The organism is Prolixibacter denitrificans (assembly GCF_003014495.1).
Classification (GTDB): Bacteria; Bacteroidota; Bacteroidia; order Bacteroidales; family Prolixibacteraceae; genus Prolixibacter; species Prolixibacter denitrificans.
The window spans coordinates 153,141-176,849 of sequence record NZ_PYGC01000005.1; the positions used below are offsets into that span (position 1 = coordinate 153,141).

Sequence of the window (23,709 nt, forward strand, 5' to 3'; positions counted from 1 at the left end):
TTTTTAAGTATGCCAAAATACATTACCATGAAAAAATTAAGTTTCATTTTCATAATCATCCTGCTCACTAGTTTTTCAATAAAAACATTTGCTCAGGAAAAATCAGCGCATAACCCCATCATATATGCCGATGTTCCGGACGAGTCAATGATTCGGGTGGGCGATACCTATTACATGAGTAGCACGACGATGCACATGAGTCCGGGAGTGCCGATCATGAAGTCGAAAGATCTTGTCAACTGGCAAATGGTGAGTTATGCCTACGACACCCTTGCCAATGTGGATGCACTGAACCTGGTGAATGGAAAAAGTTCATACGGAAGGGGTTCCTGGGCCAGCAGCCTGCGATACCACAACGGAACGTACTACGTTTCCACCTTCTCTCAAACAACCGGGAAAACCTACATCTATTCTACAAAGGACATAGAGAAAGGTCCGTGGAAGGAATCTTCCTTCCGACCCAGCTTCCACGATAACTCGCTGTTTTTTGATAATGATGGCCGCATTTACATGATTTACGGTGCCGGAAAACTTCACCTGGTCGAATTGAAGAAAGATCTTTCGGGTGTGAAAGAAGGCTCGGATCGGGTGCTCATCGAGAATGCAAGCGCGCCTGCCGGTTCGAACATCATGCTCGGCGCCGAGGGTTCCCAGCTGTTCAAAGTGAATGGCAAATACTACCTGTTTAACATTACCTGGCCACGTGGCGGAATGCGCACGGTCGTTATTCACCGGGCCGATAAAATTACAGGGCCTTATGAAGGGAAACTGGGATTGCAGGACAAGGGAGTAGCTCAGGGTGGCTTGATTGATACACCGGATGGAAGATGGTTTGCCTATCTGTTCCAGGATCATGGTTCCGTTGGACGTATTCCGTATCTGGTTCCCTTAAAATGGGAAAATGGCTGGCCGGTGTTGGGCGTCGACGGTAAAGTGCCTGATGTCCTGCCGGGGCTTCCCGCCAATAAAAGCTTAATCCCGGGAATTGTTAACTCCGATGATTTTAACCGGAGCAAAGGTGAAGCTGTGTTGCCTTTGGTTTGGCAATGGAACCATAACCCCGACAATAAATTTTGGTCGGTAACCCAACGAAAAGGTTACCTACGCCTGACAACCGGCCGTGTTGATACCAGTTTCCTGATGGCCCGAAATACCCTGACTCAACGTACAATCGGACCGGTATGCTCCGGGACTACATCAATTGATGTGTCGAACATGAAAGAAGGCGATTTTGCCGGGCTGGCTCTTTTGCAGAAAAAATACGGACTCGTAGGAGTGAAATTCAAGAAAGGCGGGAAATCGATTGTGATGGTAAGTGCCGAATCAGGAAAGCCGGTTGAGATTACAAGTATTCCGTTGAACCAGAAAACAGTTTACCTGAAAGCTGAATGTGATTTCAGAGACCGTACCGACAAAGCGCATTTTTTCTATAGCCTCGATGGCAAATCATGGAAATCAATCGGAGCACAACTTCAAATGCAATACACCATTCCGCAGTTCATGGGGTACCGGTTCGGACTATTCAATTATGCCACCCAAACCCCCGGCGGTTATGTCGATTTCGATTATTTCCACATAGCTAATCACATTTCGTCAGAAGATTAAAATAAGTAATACAACAGACAATTATCCAAACCGATGAGAACACATAAATCAACACCCGGAAAATATTGGATGACAGCAATGAGAAAAGTGGTGATATTCTCGCTGCTTGCTTTCCTTTTTTCGGTTCCGGTTAAAGCTCAGTATGAGTCGGATACCGACCATTCCCAGACACCGCTAATGGGATGGGCCAGCTGGAATCAGTTCGGTCCCCATATCAGCGAAAGCCTGATTAAACGGCAAGCCGACGCCATGGTATCGTCAGGATTATCGGCTGCAGGATTTCAATACATCAATATCGACGATGGTTTCTTCGATGGCCGCTATCCCGACGGAAAATTAAGAATTGATTCGGTGAAATTCCCTGACGGAATGAAGGCTGTGGCCGATTATATTCACTCCAAAGGATTAAAAGCTGGTTTTTATACAGAAGCCGGAGAAAACACCTGCGGTTCGATATACAGCCATCAGCCCGGCGGTGTTGGTGGCGGACTTTACGGCCACGACCAGCAAGACATCAACCTGATTTTTAAAACATGGGGATTCGATTTCCTGAAGGTAGATTATTGCGGCGGTCTGAAGCAAAAGCTCGACGAAAAAACTCGGTATACCGAAATTCGCAAAGCGATTGACAACACGGGTCGCACAGATATCAACTTTAACGTTTGCCGGTGGCAATTCCCCGGTACCTGGGTTACCCGAATAGCCAGTTCATGGCGAATGTCGCACGACATCAACTACGTCCCCGGTTCCAAACCCAAATGGAAAAGTATCATCAGTATTATCAACCTGAGCAAATACCTGGCTCCCTATGCCAGTCCGGGTCATTATAATGATATGGACATGCTGGAAGTTGGCCGGGGGATGACTGCTAGTGAAGACAGAAGTCACTTTTCGATGTGGTGCATCCTTTCGTCGCCTTTGGTACTAGGTCTGGACATGACCAAAATGAGCGATGAAACGAAGGCCATCATCACCAACCCGGAAGTTATCGCCGTCAATCAGGATACAACTGGCTTGCAGGCTCATTTGCTGTATGAACAAGATAGTCTGCAGGTTTGGGCAAAGCATCTGAACGGGCGGCAAAGTAAAGAATTTGCCGTGGCATTATTGAATCAGAGCATCACCCCGGCAACTATTTCGGTTAAATGGAAGGACTTAAATATCGTTGGAAGCGCTAAAGTGCGCGACCTCTGGGCCCGTGCAGATTTGGGTTCAAGAGATTCTGTGTATTCAACAACCGTACCGGAGCACGGTATTTCATTCATTAAGGTAACAGCTCATAAAACCAGGCTGAAAGATGTCTTTGAAGCGGAGTATGCGTGGCTCAACGACTTTAACCTGACACAAAACAGTGAGACACTTCCGGGGCTGGCAAAACCTGTTGGAGACAGCCTTTGCTCTGGTAAGGAAAAAGTTATTCAAATCGGTAACCGGCCCGATAATTATATCGAATTTCAACATATTTACGCCCGCAAGGCAGGCCAATACAACCTCTCTCTTTACTACTTATCAGGAGAAGACCGTAATGCAACGCTTTCTGTCAACGGAACCGATATTCCCCTCTCCTGCCTCAACTCGGGTGGATGGGACAAAATTGCCCGGGAAACACTACCGGTTAAATTGCATAAAGGCTACAATGTCATCCGCATTTCAAATGCTACAGACTGGGCACCTGACATAGACAGAATTGAAATCGACTTAAATAAAAAACACAGGTAATTGCCGAAATTTTAAATCTGACAAATCAGTTCATCAATCAAAAGCTTAAACCAATGAAAAAACACCATCGCAAATTGTCCGTACTAATCGTCCTGATACTCTTCTGCCTGAACAACACTCAGGCTCAAAATCCAATCATCCGTAATCAGTTAACTGCTGACCCTTCAGTAAGAGTATTCAACGGGAAAATATACCTCTTCCCGTCGCACGACATCCCTACGCCTCCTGACAAAGGGTTGAGAAAAAAATGGTTTTGTATGGAAGATTACCATGTATTTTCATCCTCCAACCTGACTGATTGGACGGATCATGGTATCGTCGTGAGCCAATACAATGTCCCCTGGGTCGATTCAACGTCCTACAGCATGTGGGCGCCCGATTGCATCGAACGAAATGGGAAGTATTATTTCTATTTTCCGGCCAATACAAAAACGGTTGGCCCAAACGGCAGAAAGAACTTCGGAATAGGCGTGGCTATAGCCGACAAACCAGGAGGCCCGTATGTTCCGCAGGCAAAGCCAATCGAAGGGGTCCATGGGATTGACCCGAACGTATTTATCGATAAAGACGGGCAAGCCTATCTCTACTGGGCAATGGGAAATATTTATGTGGCCAAACTGAAAGACAACATGCTGGAACTGGCCTCAGGACCTCAGAAAATTGAAAACCTTCCTCAAAAAGGATTGAAAGAGGGCCCTTATTTATTCGAACGAAAGGGAATTTACTACCTCACCTATCCGCATGTCGCACACAGTATTGAGCGGCTTGAATATGCCATGGGAAACAGCCCTGTGGGACCGTTCAAAGTTGCCGGAGTGGTCATGGATGAATCGCCAATGCACTGCTGGACGAACCATCAATCCATGATTCAATATAAGAATCAGTGGTATCTTTTCTATCATCAGGATGCCTTGTCGCCCAACTTCGACAAGAATAGGTCGGTTTGTATCGACAGCCTGTTCTTCAATACTGACGGTACCATACAAAAAGTAACACCAACGTTACGCGGAGTGGGAACAACCCCGGCAACCCGGAAAATCCAGATTGACCGGTACAGCAATATCAGCGGAAATGGTGTATCCGTTGCGTTCCTCGATTCGCTCGATACCTTTAAAGGCTGGAAGACTCTGTTCGATACCCAGGGCGCCTGGGTCCGGTACAATGCGGTCGACTTCGGAAATAAAAAACTCAGGTCCGTCCAGGTGAGAGCCCTGTCACAACAGGGAGGAAGAATACAGATACGTTTGGACCAACCTGACGGTCCTCTGTTGTCCGAAGTAAAAATCCCCAAAGGAAACCAATGGGCAACCACCGATGTGGCCGTTTCAAACTATCAAAAAGGAATTCACAACCTGGTCGTTGTACAACAATCCAACTCACCGGTCGAAATTGACTGGGTTCAATTTAAACGGTAAGAAAAAACTAAATCAATAAAAATATCTTTCATGAAAAAAGTATTCACACTTTTGGGCCTTGCTCTTCCTCTTTTCCTGAGTGCCCAAACAGCTAAAATTAGAATCGATGTTGACCGGACTATCGGAAAGATTGATCCGAATATTTATGGTGTATTTATGGAGCCTATCCACTTTAACGGAGCAAGGATGGGATTACCCGATACGGTAAGCTTCAATACCCTTTACGGGAATTTGTACGATCCCTCTTCCCCGCTTGCCGATAAAGACGGCTTCCGGAAGGATTACATCAATGCCGGGAAAGAACTCAAGGTAACAAACATGCGCTGGCCGGGCGGGAACTACGTGATGGCCTATAACTGGGAAGACGGTATCGGGCCAAAAAGCCAGCGCCCGGTTCGTGTGAATATGGCATGGGGCGGAACCGATAACAACCATGTAGGAACCGACGAATGGGTGGAATTAAATAAGTCCATCGGAAGTGACAACGTTGTATGTGTTAACCTCGGCCTTGGAGACATCCAAAACGCATGCCATTGGCTGGAATACTGTAACTACCCGAAAGGAACCTACTATTCGGATTTACGCATCAAATACGGGCATAAAGAACCTTACAACATCAAAATATGGGACCTTGGTAACGAAGTAGACGGCGCTCCGTGGGAACTGGGCCACAAAACGGCCGATGATTATGTGAAAACAGCAAGGGAAGCCGCCAAGGCAATGAAGTCCATCGACCCGACCATCCGTTTTGTTGCTTCCGGATCGTCGTACTACGAAAGTACCGGCAAATGGATTGACTGGAACCGGAAGGTACTGGAAGGTCTTGGCGATAAAATTAATTACCTCTCCATTCACCGTTACTGGGAAAAGTCACCCGACTATTACACCTACATGGGCCAAAGTGCAATGGATTTTGACGAAAAGATTCGTATAACCGCCGATGAAATTCAAACAGCTAAAGCAAAGAAAGACTTCACCAACCCGATTTATGTTTCGGTAGATGAATATGGCGCTTTCGGGAGTAATTTCCGGTCGGTACTGTCCGTGGCACAATGCCTGAATTCCTTTGTTCGTCACGCCGATGTAGTGAAGATGGCCAACTTTACCATGTTTACCTCATTGCTGGGAAGCGACCGCGAAAAAGGAACCTACAAAACGCCGCTGTTCTACATTTTCAAGTCATTTTCCAACAATTGCCTCGGCAATTCGGTCGATACCTATGTGGCTTGCGATACCTTTAATACCGAAAAATACAAAGGCATTCCGTACCTCGACGTTACGTCGGTCTATTCGCCCGAAACCCAAACACTTTACATCAACGTGATTAACCGGAACAAGGACAAGGCAATTACCGCCGATATACTGCCCACCTCCGGCGAAATGACAGGGAAAGCAGTGGCCGGCATCATCGACAGTCAGTCTCTCGAGACACCGTTCTCGTTCGATAAACAACCACAATATATTCCGGTAACGAAGGAAATCAAAACAAACAAAACCGGGTTGACCTACTCATTTCTTCCCCATTCGTTTACCCAGATAAAAGTGGAAATCAAAAAATAATAACAGTGAAGAGAATCCTTTTATTCTGGCTCGTGATGGGGTGTGTAGCCGGTGCCTACGCTCAGAATGACTCACTTTTGAAGCTTTGGTATTTGCACCCGGCCAAACAATGGGTCGAAGCTCTGCCTGTCGGGAATGGCCGCCTGGGGGCGATGGTCTTTGGCGACCCAAATTACGAAACCATTCAACTGAACGAGAGTTCCGTGTGGGCCGGTCAACCCAACCGGAACGATAACCTGAAGGCCAAAGAGGCGTTGCCCGAAGTCCGCAAATTGATTTTTGAAGGGAAATACAAAGAAGCAGAGACACTGGTTAACCAGGATTTTATCAGCAAAAAGTCCCAGGGCATGCCCTACCAAACGGTAGGAAACCTTCGTCTTTCCTTTCCGGGACACGAAAACTACTCGGACTACTACCGTGAACTCGACATCGACAAAGCCGTAGCGAGCAGTCGGTATAACGTGAACGGCGTACATTATACGACACATGTACTGTCCTCGTATCCCGACCAGGTAATTGTTGCCCGTATTTCGGCCGATAAACCGGGCGCCGTCAGCTTTTCCGCCACAATGGACCGTCCGGGATCGTCTAAAATGCTCAATCTTTCGACGCTGGGGAACGACCAACTCGTGCTGTCGGGTACAACCAGCGACCACGAAACGGTTAAAGGCGCCGTCCGGTTCGAAGCCCGGGTAAAAGTGGTTCCCCGGGGCGGTACAGTATCCGCCAACGATACCGTCGTGAATGTTTCCAATGCCGATGCGGCAACCATCTACATCTCCACTGCCACCAACTTTAAAAGCTATAAAGACATCAGTGGCAATGCCGATGCACTGGCAAGTTCCTATCTTCAGCAGGCGCTGAAAAAAAGCTACGAGCAGATTCAGAAAGCCAGCACTGCCGACTACCGAAAATATTTTCAACGGGTAAAACTCGATCTGGGCGTAACGGATTCGGTAAAAAACCCCACCGATGTTCGCCTCGCGCAATTTGCCGGCGATAACGATCCGCAGCTGGTAGCTTTGTACTTCCAGTTTGGCCGCTACCTGCTCATCTCCTCTTCGCGACCGGGAGGACAGCCGGCGAACCTGCAGGGAATATGGAACGACCAGCTTTACCCACCATGGGACAGCAAATACACCATCAACATCAATACCGAAATGAACTACTGGCCGTCGGAAGTTACCAACCTGACGGAGATGAACGAGCCCTTGATTCAGATGGTTCGCGAACTTTCGCAAACCGGAAGAAAAACCGCTGAAGATATGTACGGAGCCGGTGGCTGGACAGCCCATCATAATACCGATATCTGGCGCATTGCCGGACCCATAGACGGTGCCAACTGGGGAATGTGGCCTATGGGCGGCGTATGGCTTTCACAGCATCTGTTCTACAAATACGCCTTCGGTGGAGACAAAGAATACCTGAAGTCCATCTATCCGGTAGTGAAAGGAGCGGCAAAGTTTCTGCTCGATTTCATGGTGGAAGAGCCGGAACATCACTGGTTAGTCGTTTGTCCCTCTATTTCGCCGGAACATATCCCGCCGGGACACAGCACTTCTTTAACTGCCGGCGCTACCATGGATAATCAGCTGGCGTTCGATCTGTTTACCAAAACCATGATGGCCGCAAAAATCCTGCATACCGACGATGCCTTTGTTGCCCGGCTTCAGGATGCGATCAAACGTCTTCCTCCTATGCAAGTAGGGCGTTGGGGGCAGTTACAGGAGTGGTTGCACGATTGGGATAGCCCCAATGAGCATCACCGCCATGTATCGCATTTGTACGGCTTATACCCGTCGAATCAAATTTCGCCATACCGTACCCCAAAATTGTTTTCTGCTGCCAGAACATCGCTACTGGCACGTGGCGACGAATCGACCGGATGGTCGATGGGATGGAAAGTAAACCTCTGGGCGCGGCTGCTCGATGGAAACCATGCCTACAAATTAATCACGGACCAGCTGAGACCGGTGAACCATTCGAGAGGAATGGAAGGCGGAGGCACCTACCCTAACCTGTTCGACGCCCATCCCCCGTTCCAAATTGACGGTAACTTCGGCTGTACCTCGGGTATTGCAGAGATGTTGTTACAAAGTCAGGATGGCGCCGTTCAGCTGTTGCCGGCACTTCCAACGGCATGGAAAGAAGGTAGCATATCAGGACTCAGGGCCCGGGGTGGTTTCACAGTTGACTTGAAATGGGAAAACGGTGAACTGGCCCATGCAACCATCCGTTCTCTCGAAGGAGGTAATTGCCGCCTGCGTTCATATGTTCCGTTAAAGGGCAAAGGACTGAAGAAAGCCAAAGGGCAGAATATCAATCCTTTTTTCGCCATTCCGACTCAGAAGAGTCCGCTGGTACACTCGGAAGTTCCGTTAGACTTGCCCAAACTGAAAAAAGTATACGAGTATGATATCCCGACCCGAAAGGGAGATGTTATTGAAGTAAGGAAAATGTAGTTTGATAAATAACGACATGCAATAAGGAATAAAAGCAAACCTTAATCAAACAACCAACTACTACAAAGGTCGTCCGTTTTTCGGACGGCCTTTTTTTGTTGCAGCTCAAAAAAAAAGCAGGAAACTCTCCGTCGTTATATGCCATAAGAGTAAAGCGAATTTTATGTGAAATGAAGTCCACCTTTTAACACCGGAATTACAATTCCCAAACCATCTGCCACTCGTGTTCAAAACCTAAACGCAGAAGGTTTCCATCTTTCTACGTATAACGATGGAAAGAGAAACGTATAAAGACGCCGCGAGAAACGTATAAAGGGTGAGGTGAGAAACGTATAAAGACGGTGGGAGAACAGTATAAAGATGACAAGAGAACAGTATAAGTTTTCACCGTCCGGAAATTAATCATTATTTAACCTCTTCTTTCGATGATTCAGTCCCCGGCTATACAGCTCATTCACTACTCTTTCTGGCGATATTGAATATTCCGTCACAGTACGCTTTATTGTTATAAACTGTCATTCATAACTACCTGGAAATATCTTTAATCCTAAATGGCAGAAGAATGTAAATGAACATATCAGAATAACATGCGCCCAAAAAATAATCGGAAGCTCCTTAAAAAGAAGCTTCCGATATTTAATAGTCAATCTAACTGAAACAAAACTAACTAAACCTATTTCTATAACAACTTTGGAAATGTTTATTCTGACAGATACTTTAGGTATCTCAATTCTAATCTTCTATTCCTTCAATCGTTTTAATGCTCCCCTCTTTCGTATATTCCAGTTCAATCACTTTCATACTTCGCAACCATGTTTTACCGCCCGACGGAACACTATCGTGGAAAAACAGGTACCATTTGCCTTTAAACTCCACAATGGAATGGTGAGTTGTCCAGCCAACCACCGGTGTAAGAATCACTCCCTGGTAAGTAAAAGGACCGTAAGGGTTGTCACCAACTGCATAACACAGTTTGTGTGTGTCACCGGTTGAATACGAGAAGTAGTATTTCCCTTTGTATTTGTGCATCCACGATGCCTCAAAGAACCGGCGTTCGTTATCACCTGCCTTCAACGGCTCTCCGTTTTCGTCAAGTATAATTACCGCTTTCGGCTCCTCGCCAAATTCGAGCATATCGTCATCGAGTTTCACCACCCGCGAAGGCAATGCAGGCTGTTCGTCATCGGGCAACTGTCCGCATTCAATGGCTTTGTTATCGCGGTAGCGTTGTAATTGGCCACCCCACAAGCCGCCAAAATACATGTAATGAGTACCATCGTCGTCACAAAAAACACAGGGGTCGATCGAATAACTCCCTCTGATTGGATTGTCAAGCGGAACGAAAGGTCCTTCCGGTTTCTCACTCACAGCGACGCCGATTCGGAAAATATCAGTTTTGTCCTTCAACGGAAAGTACAAATAGTATTTCCCATTCTTAAAAGCGGCATCACAATCCCACAGTTGTCTTCCGGCCCACCGGATGTCTATCACATCCAGTGCCACTCCATGATCGGTCACTTCTCCTTCAATGGAGTCCATTGAAAACACGTGATAGTCACGCATATCAAAATGGTCGCCGTTATCATTCTCAGGAATGCCCGCATCAATGTCGTGCGAGGGGTAGATATACAGTTTGCCATTAAAAACGTGTACTGCCGGATCGGCTGTATACATGTGTTCAACCAGGTATCTTGCTTTTTTCATTGTTATATAAGTTAATCGGCTTTCGGATTATTCATTGCCGCATCAATAATTTCTTTTACTACAGGTTTGGGCTGATTATTCCGATCGAATAACAGCGGATAATCGGTGCGACCTCTGACCGGCCAGTTGTTCTTCCACGATTGTCCATCGTTTACTCCCCAGAGCGTAACCCGTTCGGTTACATCCTGATGTTTTAAAAAGAGTTTAAAGAAGTCGAGGTAGCGCTGGTTGAATGCCTTAGAGACACTGTCGGGAAGTGCTTCTGTATAAGGATTCAATTCCTTCTCGTACTTGAAATTATCGGACACATTAGCTCCGGTATGGAAGTGCGGGTTAGGTAAGACAGAGATATCCAATTCGGAGATATTAATTTTCACGCCCAAACCGGCAAAAGCTTCAAGGCTCTTCTCGAACTCATCAATATCAGGATGTGTTAATCCAATATGTCCTTGCATGCCAATGCCATCAATCCGGACACCCTCACTCTGAAGCACTTTCACCATCCGGATGACTCCTTCTCTTTTTTGCGGATTGGCCATCGAATAATCGTTATAGTATAGTTCGGCGTTCGGATCCGCTTCATGGGCGAATTCGAAAGCAAGCTTGATAAAATCGGGACCAATGATTTGGTAAAACTTGCTTTTTCTTAAAGATCCATCATCAAGTACAGCCTCGTTTACAACATCCCAGCCTTTGACCCGACCTTTGTATCGTCCGACAACGGTTGAAATGTGTTTTTTCATGCGGGCAATCAATACATCCCTTGAGACGTCGTTGCCTTGATCATCCACAAAAAACCATCGCGGAGCCTGGGAGTGCCAGATTAGGGTATGTCCCACAATAAACATGTGGTTCTTTTCTCCGAACTCAACAAATTTGTCCGCCAGTGTAAAATTGAATTTGTTCTCTTTGGGATGTATCAATCCACTTTTCATGCAATTTTCAGCAACAATGGAATTAAATTGCTTCTTCACAACTCGAATCGCCTGTGAATCAATCCCCATTATCTGTCTCGCGTTCAATGCTGTCCCGATGTAAAATTTACCTTTGAAGGCATCTTTCAAGGTAACAGCGTCGTTACTATTCTGTTTTTGCGAAGTTGAGTGGCAAGCGACAAAAGTCAGCAGTGTAGCCAATACTACTATCCAGTGTCTACCCATTTTAATATACTTTTTTTCCATCATTTAAATTTTAGTTATTTAGTGTTACTAGTTTTTTCTCCGATTAATCAATTCCTGTTCGATTTGAACCTCTTTCTGTTTGTTGATCTCGTAGAAGAACAGGCAAACCACACCGACTAAAAAGGTGATCGTGGGGAAAATACTGACCGACAGTTTGATTCCCAAAATTGTCTGCGACGACTGTTCGGCGGCTCCAACCTGGTATCCGAAAATATCGAGAATACCAGCAACCAGAGCTCCTCCGATACTCAGCCCGGCCTTCAGTCCAAAGATCATGGCCGAAAAGATGATGGCGGTGGCGCGCCGGTTATTCCTCCATTCTGAATAGTCAGCTACATCGGCGATCATGGCCCACAACAGTGGAATGGTTAGTCCGTAGAAGAATCCGTGCAAGACCTGGCTAACAAACACAAGCGTAACAGATGTGGGTGAATAAAAAATGAACGCCAGCAAGCACATGGCCGAAAGGAACAGACCGAAACCAAACACATCCCGTTTTCCATATTTATCGGCCAATTTTTTCGACAGGGAAATACCAACAATCATGAAAATGATTCCGCTGGCATTGAACAGGCTAAACCCGGAAGTCGCCGGGTCTTTGGGCCACTGAAATCCGACCAGTCCAGCCGATTTCAGAAGGCTGTTAAGTCCGTCGATAAGATGATTAAACCCAATGTTATCGAGAAACGTTGCCAGCGCGGGTTCGCTCAAATAATTTTCAAAGTAGTAGACATACATACCGCTTTTCAACGCAAGCGTGATAAAAACGAAAATAGTCAGTATCAGCATAATGATCCACGGCCGGTTTTTGAATAAATCGCTCAAATCCTCTTTCACGCTCGACTTCTGATCGGGCTTCGGGATGATTCGTTCCTTGGTCGTTAAAAAGGTTATGATAAAGAAAACGACTCCGGTAATCGCAAACAAAGTCATTACATTTTCAAACCCTTTGATTTTGTTCCCGTCGCCCAGAATAAGTACCAGGGGCAGCAATAAAGCCTGAACAATAAACTGTGCGATCATGACCGCTACGAAGCGGAACGATGAAATACTATTTCGTTCGGCCATATCGCCCGTAATAACACCACTAAGCGATGCATAAGGCAGGTTATTGGCAGAATAGATGATAACGAGAAGAATATAAGTAACCAAGGCATAGACCACCTTTCCTCCCGGGCTAAAGTCCGGCGTACTGAAGGCAAGCATCGCAATGACGCCAAAAGGCACCGCAGTCCATAAAATCCATGGACGAAATTTACCCCAGCGCGTCTCGGTACGATCAGCGATTATCCCCATGATGGGATTAAAAAAAGCACCAAGCATCCCTCCTGAAAAGATGATAGCCGAAGCAGTTGCTGCCGGAATTTGATACACGTCGGTGTAGAAGAATGCCAAAAAGGTCATCAGCGTTTGAAAGATCAGGTTAGCGGCCAGATCCCCTAAACTATAGCCGATTTTTTCAAGGACAGAAACTTTCTGTGCGGTCGAGTTCATACAATTTGAATTAATAAATAATGATTTTATTGTTTTACCAGTTTACTCTCCGGTGCTCCCAGGAAGCTTGATTTTAGTCCACCCGTATTAATCATGATTTTTGGAAGTACGAGGCCCGGCTCCAAAACACGAAGGTGCAGCCAGTGCAAGCCCGGTTTTTCAATACGAAGTGAAGTTTTCGTTAGTTTTATCCGATTAAAAGGCCAGCCAGCATCGGGACTCACCTTCTCTCGAAGAGAATGGCCGGACTGTTGCAAAGCATGGCAAGCCATCAGCAACAAACACACCGACAAAGAGATGGTTTTTAAGTAATTATGAGATCCGGATTTCGTAAGCATCAAAATTTTTATATGGTTAAAGGTTAGTCAGTTTGGTTTTTGGGACTTGCAGCTGCCGTATGCACTAATCAGCAAGGAATTTGGTTTTCATTGTACTCAAAAATACCTTCATCGGAAGATTCCGTTTTTCAATTTTGAATATTTGATTTCAAATTTCAGCCATAAAACCTTCACCATTGGCTGCCGGAGTGTTGACCTACGATACCCTGAATCAAGCTGCACAAGTTGAAGGAATCCCTGTCGTTACATTGACGCTCCTTATCGATGAAATAAACGAAGGGCACACCCAAAAAAAGAAAAGAGAGAGCTCACCCCAAAAGGCAGCTCCCTCTTTTAACTGTGTATATTAATAATGAAAGTTAGTTTCCGGAAAGTCCGTCAGCGAAAGCACCATAAGCTGGTTTGCGATTGTACGATAGCGTCCACAAACCAATTGGTTCCCCGGTTCTCCATGAAGAATCATCGGGACTATCCTTAGGGCTCCACACGGTAATACCATAACGCTGTTGTGCAGGAATGATTTCAAAATATTTCTGAACAACATACTTATACATATCAGCCTGTGCCTGATATTGCTCTTCGGTAGCATCGGCCGTTTTAACACCTCCAAGGCCAATATCCAACTCAGATATTTTTATCAGTTTACCTGTTTTCGCGAGCAGATCAAACATCTGGGCAATCTTAGCCGTATCGGAATTAATAGCTATATGCATCTGAGTGCCAATGCCGTCAACTTTAACACCTTTGCTTTCGATGTATTCGACGTATTGAATCAGCCCTTTACATTTATCAAGATTGTATTCCAGATTATAGTCATTGATAAACAACTTATCGTCAGGATTTCCATATTTACGAGCCAGCTTGAACGCAGTCACGGCATAATCTTTACCGAGGTAATCCTGCCAGTAGAATTGGTCAGCTGCCAGTTCCTTGCCAACGCCGGTTTTCAACTGGTATGGATTGGCATCGTCCATCGGTTCGTTTACCACATCCCAGGCTTTTACGTAGCCTTTTGTGGCTCCCATAATGCCGGATATCCATGTTTCCAGTGCCGCATTAAGGGTGTCTCTCTTTTCCTGTGGCGTTTTTTCAATAATCTGTTCGCCGCCACCATCCGGATTAACACGGCGAAGGGTTACGTCATCGACATACACCGTTCCTGCAAAATCTCCGAAGTCGAATAAAAACCGGTTACGGTCATCTTTCGTTACGGTCGTCTCCAGCGTATACTCTTTCCAATCCGGTGAAATCGCAAATGTACCAAAGCCATCGCTTGAATAATCGGATGATGATTGCACTTCGGCGCGAATGGTCCCTGCTGTACTGGACCGAACTTTAAAGTTCAGCTTGTATGTTGATCCATTCTGCAATGCCGGAGACAGGTCGTAAGCAACCTGTGCACTCCAAAAATCGGCTACTGTAGGGTTGGTAAACGTATATGCATAACCCGTACCGCCATATCCTTCACCTTCGGCAGAAAGTGCTCGTGTGGAGCCATTGCCCCAGCCACCCCAGCCGTCGGCACCATTCTCAAAATCGCCGCCAACAATGACACTCGGTTCCAAAGTGGGACCACCACCGCCATTCTCGTTGTATTTCTCCAGCTTTATGTTATCGAAATAATAACTTGTAGCTGTATTCCCAAGATTAAAGGCGATTGCACCGGCACCTGCCATATCTGATGTAACAGTGATCTCCTTGGTATAGGTACTCCATTCAGTCGTAGAGCTTACCGTGCCAAAAAAGTCCCAAAACAAATAATTATACGGGGCCGTTTGTGCCTGGGTCGCAAAGGATGCGGGGACATCGGAACGAACGTCCATGGTCAGTCTGTACTTCTCTCCTTCCTGCACTTGCGGAGAAAATGTGAAAAAGAACTGACTTTCCCAATCGTTGGCACGAACCTCTGAATTGGTAATTTTCAATGCCCGGCCGGTGCCATCTGCTCCTTCTCCATTTGCAGTGAAACTCATTACGGCATTCGAATTCCCCATATAGTTCGATGCATCATCCGTTTCAAAGTCGTTACTGGAAATTACATCCCAGGTGGGTCCACCCGTGCCGGGGATAACAATCGGAGCGATGGTACTATTGAGGTACTTCGCATTTTGATTGGCATGCCAACACAATGTATGCCCATAAATGGTAACGCCCGCGTTTTTTGCCGTAGCCACAAAATCGTCGACTTTTGCCAGATTCAGGGTTCCATCATCCTGAACGATGGCTCCATGCTTCATGCCGTAACCAGCGGTCATCTCATCGAAATTAGAGGCAATCAGGCTATATTCTACTCCCGTTTTATTGAACGCATCAATCGACACACCGGCTCCCAGCTTGAAGTTTGGGTCCGCTGTCCGGTCAACATAGCTTTTCAACACATCATAATCGTTCAGATACTCCAGCTTCGCAATGCTTTCCGGCTTCTTAACCGAATAGTCAAGCATACCTTTATCTGCACAAGATGCTAACATAAGCAATGCCGTTACACCTATGTAAAATTTATGTAAATGTTTCATAGTCATCTAATTTTAAACGATTAGTTAGCTTTATATGAAGGGGTAAATGTTTCCATTTCAACACCCCGGTCGCGAACAACAAGCGTGTCTTTGGTTGCATATGACTTCCCTGACATATCGATGGTATAATCGAGATAAATCACATTGCGATCCTTATCTCCCCAGCTATTCTTATCGCCGTTTTTAACAAAAGAGCCACTTCCGCTGGCAGTGAATCCGGTTGTCTCAGTAGAAACCGTACAGTTATTGTTGTCATCGAAGGTAAGCAGCAATGTACACGTTTCATTGGTGTTACTGGCATTGACAACGGTAACGGGGTATTTAACAGTATGCAACGATGCTGTTTTCATCGTCACAACCTGATCATTCTCAACATAGTCGGCGTGACGAACAACGGTTGTCGTTTCGCCTCCCTGCGTGATCTGATCCACTCCGCGTCGCAGATAGATGGCTTCCCATGGGTTGATAAATTTCACACAATAGAGTACGAAATCTTTCGGTTGAACATCCCAATCGGAAAGATTGCCCCTTAAAGCGCCATCCACTTTGGGAACACCCGAGAGAATGGAATCGGCATTCTGAACACCGGTCATACGTAAAGGAATAACATAGGTATTTTCCAGTGACTTGGAATCAGCAAAGAATGCGTCTTTCAATTGAATTTGTACACCTCCCTGAAGCGATTGCTTGAGTTGTATCTGATTTGCTCCCAACTGATAATAATCAGAGGGCATTGCCTGTATGGGAGAAGCAAAGTCACCATCGAAAAACAAGTTTGTGCACAGATTATTGTCAACATTCACATCGATGCTGATGTCTTTACTGTTTGAGTAGACACCTCCCATGGTCGCATAAATCTCGCATTTATGCTCGTTATCCAGGGTATTGTCGAAGATATCGTCACCCAGGACAATCGTACGTACCGGATACTGGTATGCAAAATATACAGTGGTGTAGTTGTAATCCGGAAATATCGCTTCCTGATTATGACACGATGTCATGAATAACGCAAATAATCCGGCGAACAATATTGTTATAAAATTAAACCGTTTCATATTTTCGAATATTTTTCATTTAAATAATCAAGAAGTTACCAACCGGCATTCTGTTCCAGGTTACTCCATTTCTGAATTTCGCCGTAAGGGATCGGACCGTAGTACATATAATCCTTGTAATCTCGGCCCTCAACATCGATGGGTTTATATATCAACGTTCCATTCGAATTGTCAATTTGGATTCCTGTTGCGGTTTCGTTCAGGTTTGGCACTTTCCAGCGGCGCAGGTCCCAGAAACGATGGTTTTCGAAACAGAGCTCCAAACGTCGCTCGTTTCGAATCAACTCTCTCATTTTGTCCTGATCGCCTTTCACCGACTCAAGATAAGCATCGTTATTAGCCGTACCGACCCCGGCACGTGCACGAATTGCTTTTACAACGTCATATGCTGAAAAAGTGTGGCTTCCTGTCCCGGTGGGTCCCCAGGCTTCGTTAGCAGCTTCGGCATAATCCAGGAAAATTTCCGTATAGCGGATACGCGCTGTATAATGCTTCTGTTCGGTGTTATACTGCGGATCCGGGTTACAATCATAACGAAGTAACTTACGCAGGTAATAACCGGTACGGGTAGACAAGCCATTTTCCCGGTTAATTGCATCGTTGTTGTCACCGTACGTTCCGGTTACAATAACATCATTGTTTGGCCCCTGTGTGCTTTCATTGAAAACAACATAATTCGACAAACGAGGATCCCTGTTTGCGTAAGGATTAGCCGGATCGTAATTACTGGACTGATCCGAAATAGGATAACCATTTTCCATCGGGAACGCATTCACCAGGTTCTGTGTTGGATTGATACGACCGCTTCCATACAACGAGGGAGGGAAATTATCTGTTTCCAGGGTATTACTTTGACCGACATCGCTTCTCCAGATGATTTCAGCCGGAGTGACTCCTGAAGCCAGTGCTTCAATCTCACTGATGTTGGCATACCAGGTATCGCCGTTCGGATCCATTCCACCAACATCACCGATCCGGTCAAGAACAGTGGCGGCATAGTTTGCTGCATCTTCCCAGGTCACGTTTGTTCCCGCACTGTATGACGGGCTGGCAGCCAATAACGCTACCTGAGCGCGCACTGCTTCGACAATACGTCCGGTAATTCGGCCTCTCATAAGATTTCCATTGACCCGGTTATAGTCACTTGCATTGGTTACTCCCAGGTCTTTGTATTTTTGCGGAACCTGGTCATCAGCTACGTTTCCGTAGTCTAAGGGAAGAAGCTCGATCGCTTTTTTTGCATCGGCGAAAATCTGGTCAACACACTCCTGGAAGGTATTCCTGTTTTGATTAAAATCAGACGTGGCGTCTTCAGGCTGGGTCACAATCGGGAATCCCAGCAACCGCCCATCTTCTGTCCAACCTCCATGGGCCAACAACAAATAATACATCTGTACAGCGCGCAACCCATAAGCTTCACCTTTCAACCTGTCGTTATACATGGTCCGGACCACTTCATCTTTACTCCATTCCACCTGATCGGCATTGGAGAGAAACAAGTTCAGATATTGAATTGCATTTCTACGATCCTGCCACTGCGACATAGGATTATTGGCAGCCGTCCACGAGCCGGTGGCCATCATCAGATAATTGTTGCTGTTATCGTTTGAGACTGCATCGTCTGTCGCGACATCGCTATTAGGCGTCGATGAATACGGAAGGAGAATGTATGCATTCGCCAATACACCTTGTGCATAAGTCGGCTCTTTGTACATCGCATCCAGTCCCCGGATATTTTCAATTGCCGGATCGAAGAGGTCATCGCAAGAGCTCAGGAAGAGTACAAGAACCAAAAATATAATTGAACTTTTCATAACTTCATTCTATTTTTTACTTATTCATTAGAATACGGCTTTAACGCCCATATTGTAGAATCGTGTCCGAGGAGCACTTGTCACACTCATCTCCAACACCTTACGCTCCTTAGAGACTGTCAATAAATTAGCACCACTCAGATAGATTGAGATATCCTTGAAGAGGGAATTCTGCAACCGCTCCTTGGGCAAATCATACGTAATCTGAACTTTGGCCAGGTCAAAACGATTGTTTTTGTATAACCAGAAGTCAGATGTACGGAAGTTATTGCTCCCACTTTCAGTTGTCAGCCTTGGGTATTTGGCAGTAGTCTTTGTCGCTTCTGTCCAACGATCAAGAACGACTTCTGAATATTTGCGGTCGCCGTACACCCAATAATAAGAATTGTTCTTCAATGCATTACCTCCGTAACCGCCGGTTCCAAGGGCAAACAATGTTATATTCTTCCATTTGGCTGTCAGGTTCACACCCATTGTAAAGGGAGCACCGTACCATCCGCCACGTCCCAGGTAAACAACGTCTTTGTCGTCAATCACGTTATCCCCGTTCTGATCGATGTATTTAATATCGCCGGGTTTTACTGTACCACCAAACTTTTGTTCCGGTGCATTATCGATCTCATCCTGGCTTTGGAACAGGCCGGCACTGCGCAATCCCCAAATACCATCAATGGGCTGTCCCTGACGATTCTGGTAGGCGAATTCATTGTTCTCATCACGCCGGGTAGCTTTTGTGTTGTAGTAAGTACCGGCTACTCCGAGCGTAAAGTCAACCTGACCAATTCGCTTGTTGAAGTTAACATTGAAATCGAAGCCGATTCGCTCATCATTATTATAGTTCACGTAAGGAATGAATGAAGCTTCGGGATAATAGGTAGAAAAGTAGTTGGGGAAGATAGTGGTTGGTTCGATAATCAGCCCTTCTGTTGAATTGACAAAGAAAGAAGCATCTGCAGTAATCAGTCGCTTCCAGAATGACCCTTTGATGGTCGCTGACAACTCTTTCCGCTTAATGAAAGTCAGATTTTCATTACCTCCCCGTTTCGAATTCGTTGATCGTTCACTTGCTCCGTCATACCATCCCCACCAGGCTCCGTTGGCCTGTGTATAGTTGGCCTCGTACATATAAAAATCGGCAATGTCTAAATCCGAATTCAGAATACTTGCTGAAGCACTGATCTCTAAGTTATCAATGGCTGATGAGCCGGACAAAAAGTCTTCGTTGCTCAGTTTCCATCCCAGGGTGAGCGACGGTGAAAAAGCATTCCGATGACCGGGTGCTAACTTGGCAGAATGAATTTCAGCGGCTCCAAAATCGACAAAATATTTGCTCCTGTAATCGTAGCTCACCTGCAATCCCAGGTTTGCATTGCTGACCTTATGATATACGGTGGATTGCGTTTGTTGAAATCCTGATGCAACTAATATCGCTGAAATATGATGTGCAGTGTTGATTGACGTATTGTAGGTGAAGTATCCGGAAAAATCGATGGTTTGTCTGTCACTACTACCACTAATATTCTGAACCCCCGACTTTTCATCATTATTGTACTGGGTCAGACCGGCAATCACATCTGTTCCGTTATAGTTGTACCAATCAGGCTCGTAAACGGCATACGTATTATTGTACGATGAAGTGAACGAGGTATTGTAATCCACTGCAAATTGCGTATGGAACGCCAGTCCTTTCAACACGTTTCCTAAATCGAAATTGATTCCGGTGTCGAATTGAAACTGCCGGCTGGTCCATTTACTGTAACCGGCTGCATAATAATCAGCGATTACATTGGTCATATCAGCCTGGGTACCTCCCAGGAAATACTTCCCGTCGATGATGTTGTGACTACTTTGAAGCAAGGCCAGGGACGCGAGGTCATTGGGATCGACATAGCTCAATGGAATTAACGGAGCAACCCGGTTCGGCCGCAGGCTGGCTGCAGACGACCAGTAGTCGCCATTGGCGCTTCGTGAATTATAAAAGGTTGCATTGGCATCGACATATGCCGAAATTTCATCACTAATCTCCAGATCTACGTTTCCACGAATATTCAGACGATTCGTATTGTTATTCTTCGCCTCGCCAAACTTGAAAACATCACCTTGGTAATAGTACCCAATATTGGTATAGAAACGGGCTCTTTCATTTCCCCCGGTGATTTCAGTTGTCACATCAGACCGATTATAGGCTTTTTTCAGATAGTCGGAAGAATAAAGATCGACACTCGGGTAACGATAAGGGTTGCTTCCTGATGCATAATGATAGATATCCTCATCACTATACAGAGGGGACAAACCGTCATTGGTAAGCGCTTCGTTATAGAGCGTCATGTATTGAGCCGATCCCAGGTATTTCGGATAACTCTTTGAGACATGAAAACCTGTATTCGCTCTTACATTCACCTTCAGGGGTTCCTCTTTACCTCGTTTTGTGGAGATATAAATCACCCCCTTGGCAGCACGGCTACCGTAGAGTACGACAGCCGAAGCGCCTTTCAGGAATGTGATCTGCTTAATTTCTGTCGGTAAGACATTGTTCGCATCGCGGGGAACGCCATCCACCAGAACAAGATAATCTCCCATCCCCCACATCGAATTTCCATTCCATCCACTGACATACCCCTGCAAGTTGTCTAAACTATAGGTGTTATAGTTCTTTTGGGTCAGTTTTTCATAATTAAGTACGGAAACACCTCCCAGAAGATCACTTTTCGCAACCTTGCGATAAGCCACCTGCACAAGCGTCTCTTTCGAAGTATTTAGTGAGTCAGTTTCATTCTTTGCAGTGGTTTGCGCCTCCGTCAAAAATGGTAAGATCGCAAACAGTGCAAAATAAATGAACCTTATTTGTATATGTTTCATTGTTTATTCATTTATAATTTCACAAAGATTAAACTCAAGCTGATTTACCAACCAGGGTTCTGTGGAAACTCTGGGTACAGGGAGGTATCGGAAATTTTCAGCGGGAACCAGTAGTTCTTTGTTCCAAACTGACGTGTTAAAATGGGTACTTCCCTAAAATTGGCAACTTCAGCGTCGCGAGGATCATTATTTTCGAAAAACTGAACATCTTCTACCCGGTCAAATTCCTGAGCGGTTTTTACATTGTAAGGATACTCAGTCAATAATAACCAGCGCTGTAGGTCGCAGAACCTGAATCCTTCGAACGACAATTCCACAGCACGTTCTCTGCGTACTTCATCCATGAACTTATGCGGATCGCTTGTATACTTTGCATTGACATGACCGGCACCAACCCGATCGCGGAGTGTATTAATAGCTTCTTCAGCGGTTTTTGAGAAGTCAGTAGCCTGACCGGATGCTCCACCAAATGCAGCGCAGGCTTCGGCGTACATGGTGTAAATATCACCCAGGCGCATATAAGGCAAATAGGTGTGAAGGTTTCCACTCCAGTTATACGCACCGTCGTATTTGTTTGCCTGGTGGGGAACGAGCTTCTGAATAAAATAACCTGTACGGCTACCGTCAGCAGGATTTCTCATGGTACCGCCTGTGGCAAGTCCTGCATACCGCAAATATTCCATATCTGCAGGCATGGCAGCGTTTACGTACTTAAAACCATCAAAAACAATATCGTGATAGAAGCGTGGATCGCGGTTTTTAAACGGGTGTGTCGGATCAAATCCTGAGTCTGGATCATCCAGTGGCAATCCATTCTCCATCCCGTATAAATTCACATAGTTCGCCGTTGGATGGTGAATAATATTGTCATGCTCTACCAGCCCCTTCACTTTCGGACCAAATGTTTTGGTCGTGTTCCAGTTACTACCGTTATAATCGGTTGACGGACCACGGAAGATGGCTTCGGTTGAACCAGGCATCAACCAGTTCTGCCCCATGGTATAGAAGATATCGCTGTAACAGGAGGTTGCCCCGGCTGCTCTTACGTGATTATAAATGTCCTTATACTTAAATTCGGCTAACGAATACTGTGTCTGGCCACTCTCGACCAGGTTCAACAATTGCCCAAATGCTTCGGCAGCCTTTCGGCAGTACTCTTCGTCGTAATTGTAGGTATTGGCGCCTCCTGTTTGAGCACCATTTTTCATTAAAGGGCTTCCTGCCCACAAATAGTTCTTACCCAGATAACCCAGCGCCATGATTTTGTTGATGCGCAACTGGTTTTTCCCCAGGGTTCTTTTACCAACGTTTGTTTTATCCCAATCAATAGGCAATAATTCAGCTGCCTTCGCAAAATCAGCCGCTGCCTTGTCAGCACATTCCTGATACGTCAAGCGAGGTAATGTCAATTTCTCGCCCGAAGGCAATACCTGGTCGATATATGGCAAGCCGCCAAAGTATTGCATCATTTCGAAGTGCCACCATGCCCTAAAAAAGTATAACTGACCGGCAATCAAGTCTTTTTCTTCTTGAGTAGCAGTAGTCAGTTTATCAAGGTTAGCAATCCCCATATTGGCCTTCCGGATGCAATACCAGGCATGTGCCCACAATCCGTGTCTGAACTTATCCGTGGAAGTCGGATCGGGGTTGTCATCATCCAGCCAGGTGCTGGCAGACCCCTGCCATGCCCAGAAATTACCAATATCGACCTGGTGAGTCATGTGAAAGTTCCCTTCCAGGTTAAACAATTCATCATCCCCCCAGTTCCAGGAAGTTGTCCAGTATTTCTTCTCCTTATCCGGGATACAGTTGTATATCTCCTCAATATATCCCTGGAAATTCGTGAAGTTACTAAAGGCCATGTCTTCTGACACAATTGATTCCGGTGCCTTATCCAGGTAATTCTCGCAGGAAAAGAGCGCTAAAATCAACAAGGACAGCAAACTGCCTCCTATAAGAGTCTTATATATCTTTTTCATCGCTTTCA

Annotated in this window: 14 protein-coding genes; 5 read left to right on the top strand and 9 right to left on the bottom strand. The window is 45.7% G+C overall.

Annotation, left to right across the window (positions count from 1 at the left end; translation table 11 throughout):
* Nucleotides 1-27: 27 nt before the first annotated feature.
* The 5 genes from CLV93_RS11460 to CLV93_RS11480 are packed head-to-tail and all read left to right on the top strand — an operon-like array spanning nt 28 to nt 8,761.
* Nucleotides 28-1,605, top strand: a complete 1,578-nt coding sequence (locus CLV93_RS11460) for a glycoside hydrolase family 43 protein (protein WP_106542480.1) — start codon at nt 28-30, stop codon at nt 1,603-1,605.
* Nucleotides 1,606-1,638: 33 nt separating this feature from the next.
* Nucleotides 1,639-3,324 (top strand): alpha-galactosidase D, encoded by a 1,686-nt coding sequence (locus CLV93_RS11465; RefSeq protein ID WP_106542342.1) that lies wholly within the window; start codon nt 1,639-1,641, stop codon nt 3,322-3,324.
* Between the two features lie 53 nt (nt 3,325-3,377).
* Nucleotides 3,378-4,739, top strand: coding sequence for a family 43 glycosylhydrolase (locus CLV93_RS11470; protein WP_106542343.1), 1,362 nt, complete (start codon nt 3,378-3,380; stop codon nt 4,737-4,739).
* 30 nt (nt 4,740-4,769) lie between these two features.
* The gene (locus CLV93_RS11475) at nt 4,770-6,299 is read left to right on the top strand and encodes an alpha-L-arabinofuranosidase C-terminal domain-containing protein (RefSeq protein WP_106542344.1); all 1,530 of its coding nucleotides are present in this window, start codon (nt 4,770-4,772) and stop codon (nt 6,297-6,299) included.
* A gap of 5 nt (nt 6,300-6,304) precedes the next feature.
* A complete protein-coding gene (locus CLV93_RS11480; protein WP_211297812.1) occupies nt 6,305-8,761 on the top strand; it encodes a glycoside hydrolase family 95 protein in 2,457 nt (818 codons plus the stop codon).
* 732 nt (nt 8,762-9,493) lie between these two features.
* On the opposite strand, the gene CLV93_RS11485 is transcribed toward CLV93_RS11480, so the two are convergent.
* The 9 genes from CLV93_RS11485 to CLV93_RS11525 all read right to left on the bottom strand — a co-directional run bounded on the left by CLV93_RS11485 (nt 9,494) and on the right by CLV93_RS11525 (nt 23,701).
* Nucleotides 9,494-10,465 carry a glycoside hydrolase family 43 protein gene (locus CLV93_RS11485; RefSeq protein WP_106542345.1) on the bottom strand — a complete coding sequence of 324 codons (972 nt, stop codon included), beginning with the start codon at nt 10,463-10,465 and terminating at the stop codon, nt 9,494-9,496.
* Nucleotides 10,466-10,476: 11 nt separating this feature from the next.
* Nucleotides 10,477-11,649, bottom strand: a complete 1,173-nt coding sequence (locus CLV93_RS11490) for an endo-1,4-beta-xylanase (RefSeq protein ID WP_106542346.1) — start codon at nt 11,647-11,649, stop codon at nt 10,477-10,479.
* A gap of 24 nt (nt 11,650-11,673) precedes the next feature.
* Complete coding sequence (locus CLV93_RS11495) at nt 11,674-13,140, bottom strand: MFS transporter (protein WP_106542347.1); 1,467 nt, start codon at nt 13,138-13,140, stop codon at nt 11,674-11,676.
* A 26-nt stretch (nt 13,141-13,166) separates the two neighbouring features.
* Nucleotides 13,167-13,478 (bottom strand): hypothetical protein, encoded by a 312-nt coding sequence (locus CLV93_RS11500; RefSeq protein ID WP_106542348.1) that lies wholly within the window; start codon nt 13,476-13,478, stop codon nt 13,167-13,169.
* Nucleotides 13,479-13,837: 359 nt separating this feature from the next.
* Complete coding sequence (locus CLV93_RS11505; RefSeq protein WP_170108926.1) at nt 13,838-15,994, bottom strand: endo-1,4-beta-xylanase; 2,157 nt, start codon at nt 15,992-15,994, stop codon at nt 13,838-13,840.
* 20 nt (nt 15,995-16,014) lie between these two features.
* Complete coding sequence (locus tag CLV93_RS11510; protein ID WP_246187219.1) at nt 16,015-16,995, bottom strand: DUF5627 domain-containing protein; 981 nt, start codon at nt 16,993-16,995, stop codon at nt 16,015-16,017.
* A gap of 89 nt (nt 16,996-17,084) precedes the next feature.
* Entirely contained in the window at nt 17,085-18,863 is a 1,779-nt protein-coding gene (locus tag CLV93_RS11515) for a RagB/SusD family nutrient uptake outer membrane protein (protein WP_106542351.1), read from the bottom strand.
* A 27-nt stretch (nt 18,864-18,890) separates the two neighbouring features.
* On the bottom strand, nt 18,891-21,722 hold the full coding sequence (locus tag CLV93_RS11520) for a SusC/RagA family TonB-linked outer membrane protein (protein WP_106542352.1): 2,832 nt from the start codon (nt 21,720-21,722) through the stop codon (nt 18,891-18,893).
* A 44-nt stretch (nt 21,723-21,766) separates the two neighbouring features.
* Nucleotides 21,767-23,701: a RagB/SusD family nutrient uptake outer membrane protein gene (locus CLV93_RS11525; RefSeq protein ID WP_106542482.1), complete on the bottom strand. Its 1,935-nt coding sequence runs from the start codon at nt 23,699-23,701 to the stop codon at nt 21,767-21,769.
* Between the last annotated feature and the right edge of the window lie 8 nt (nt 23,702-23,709).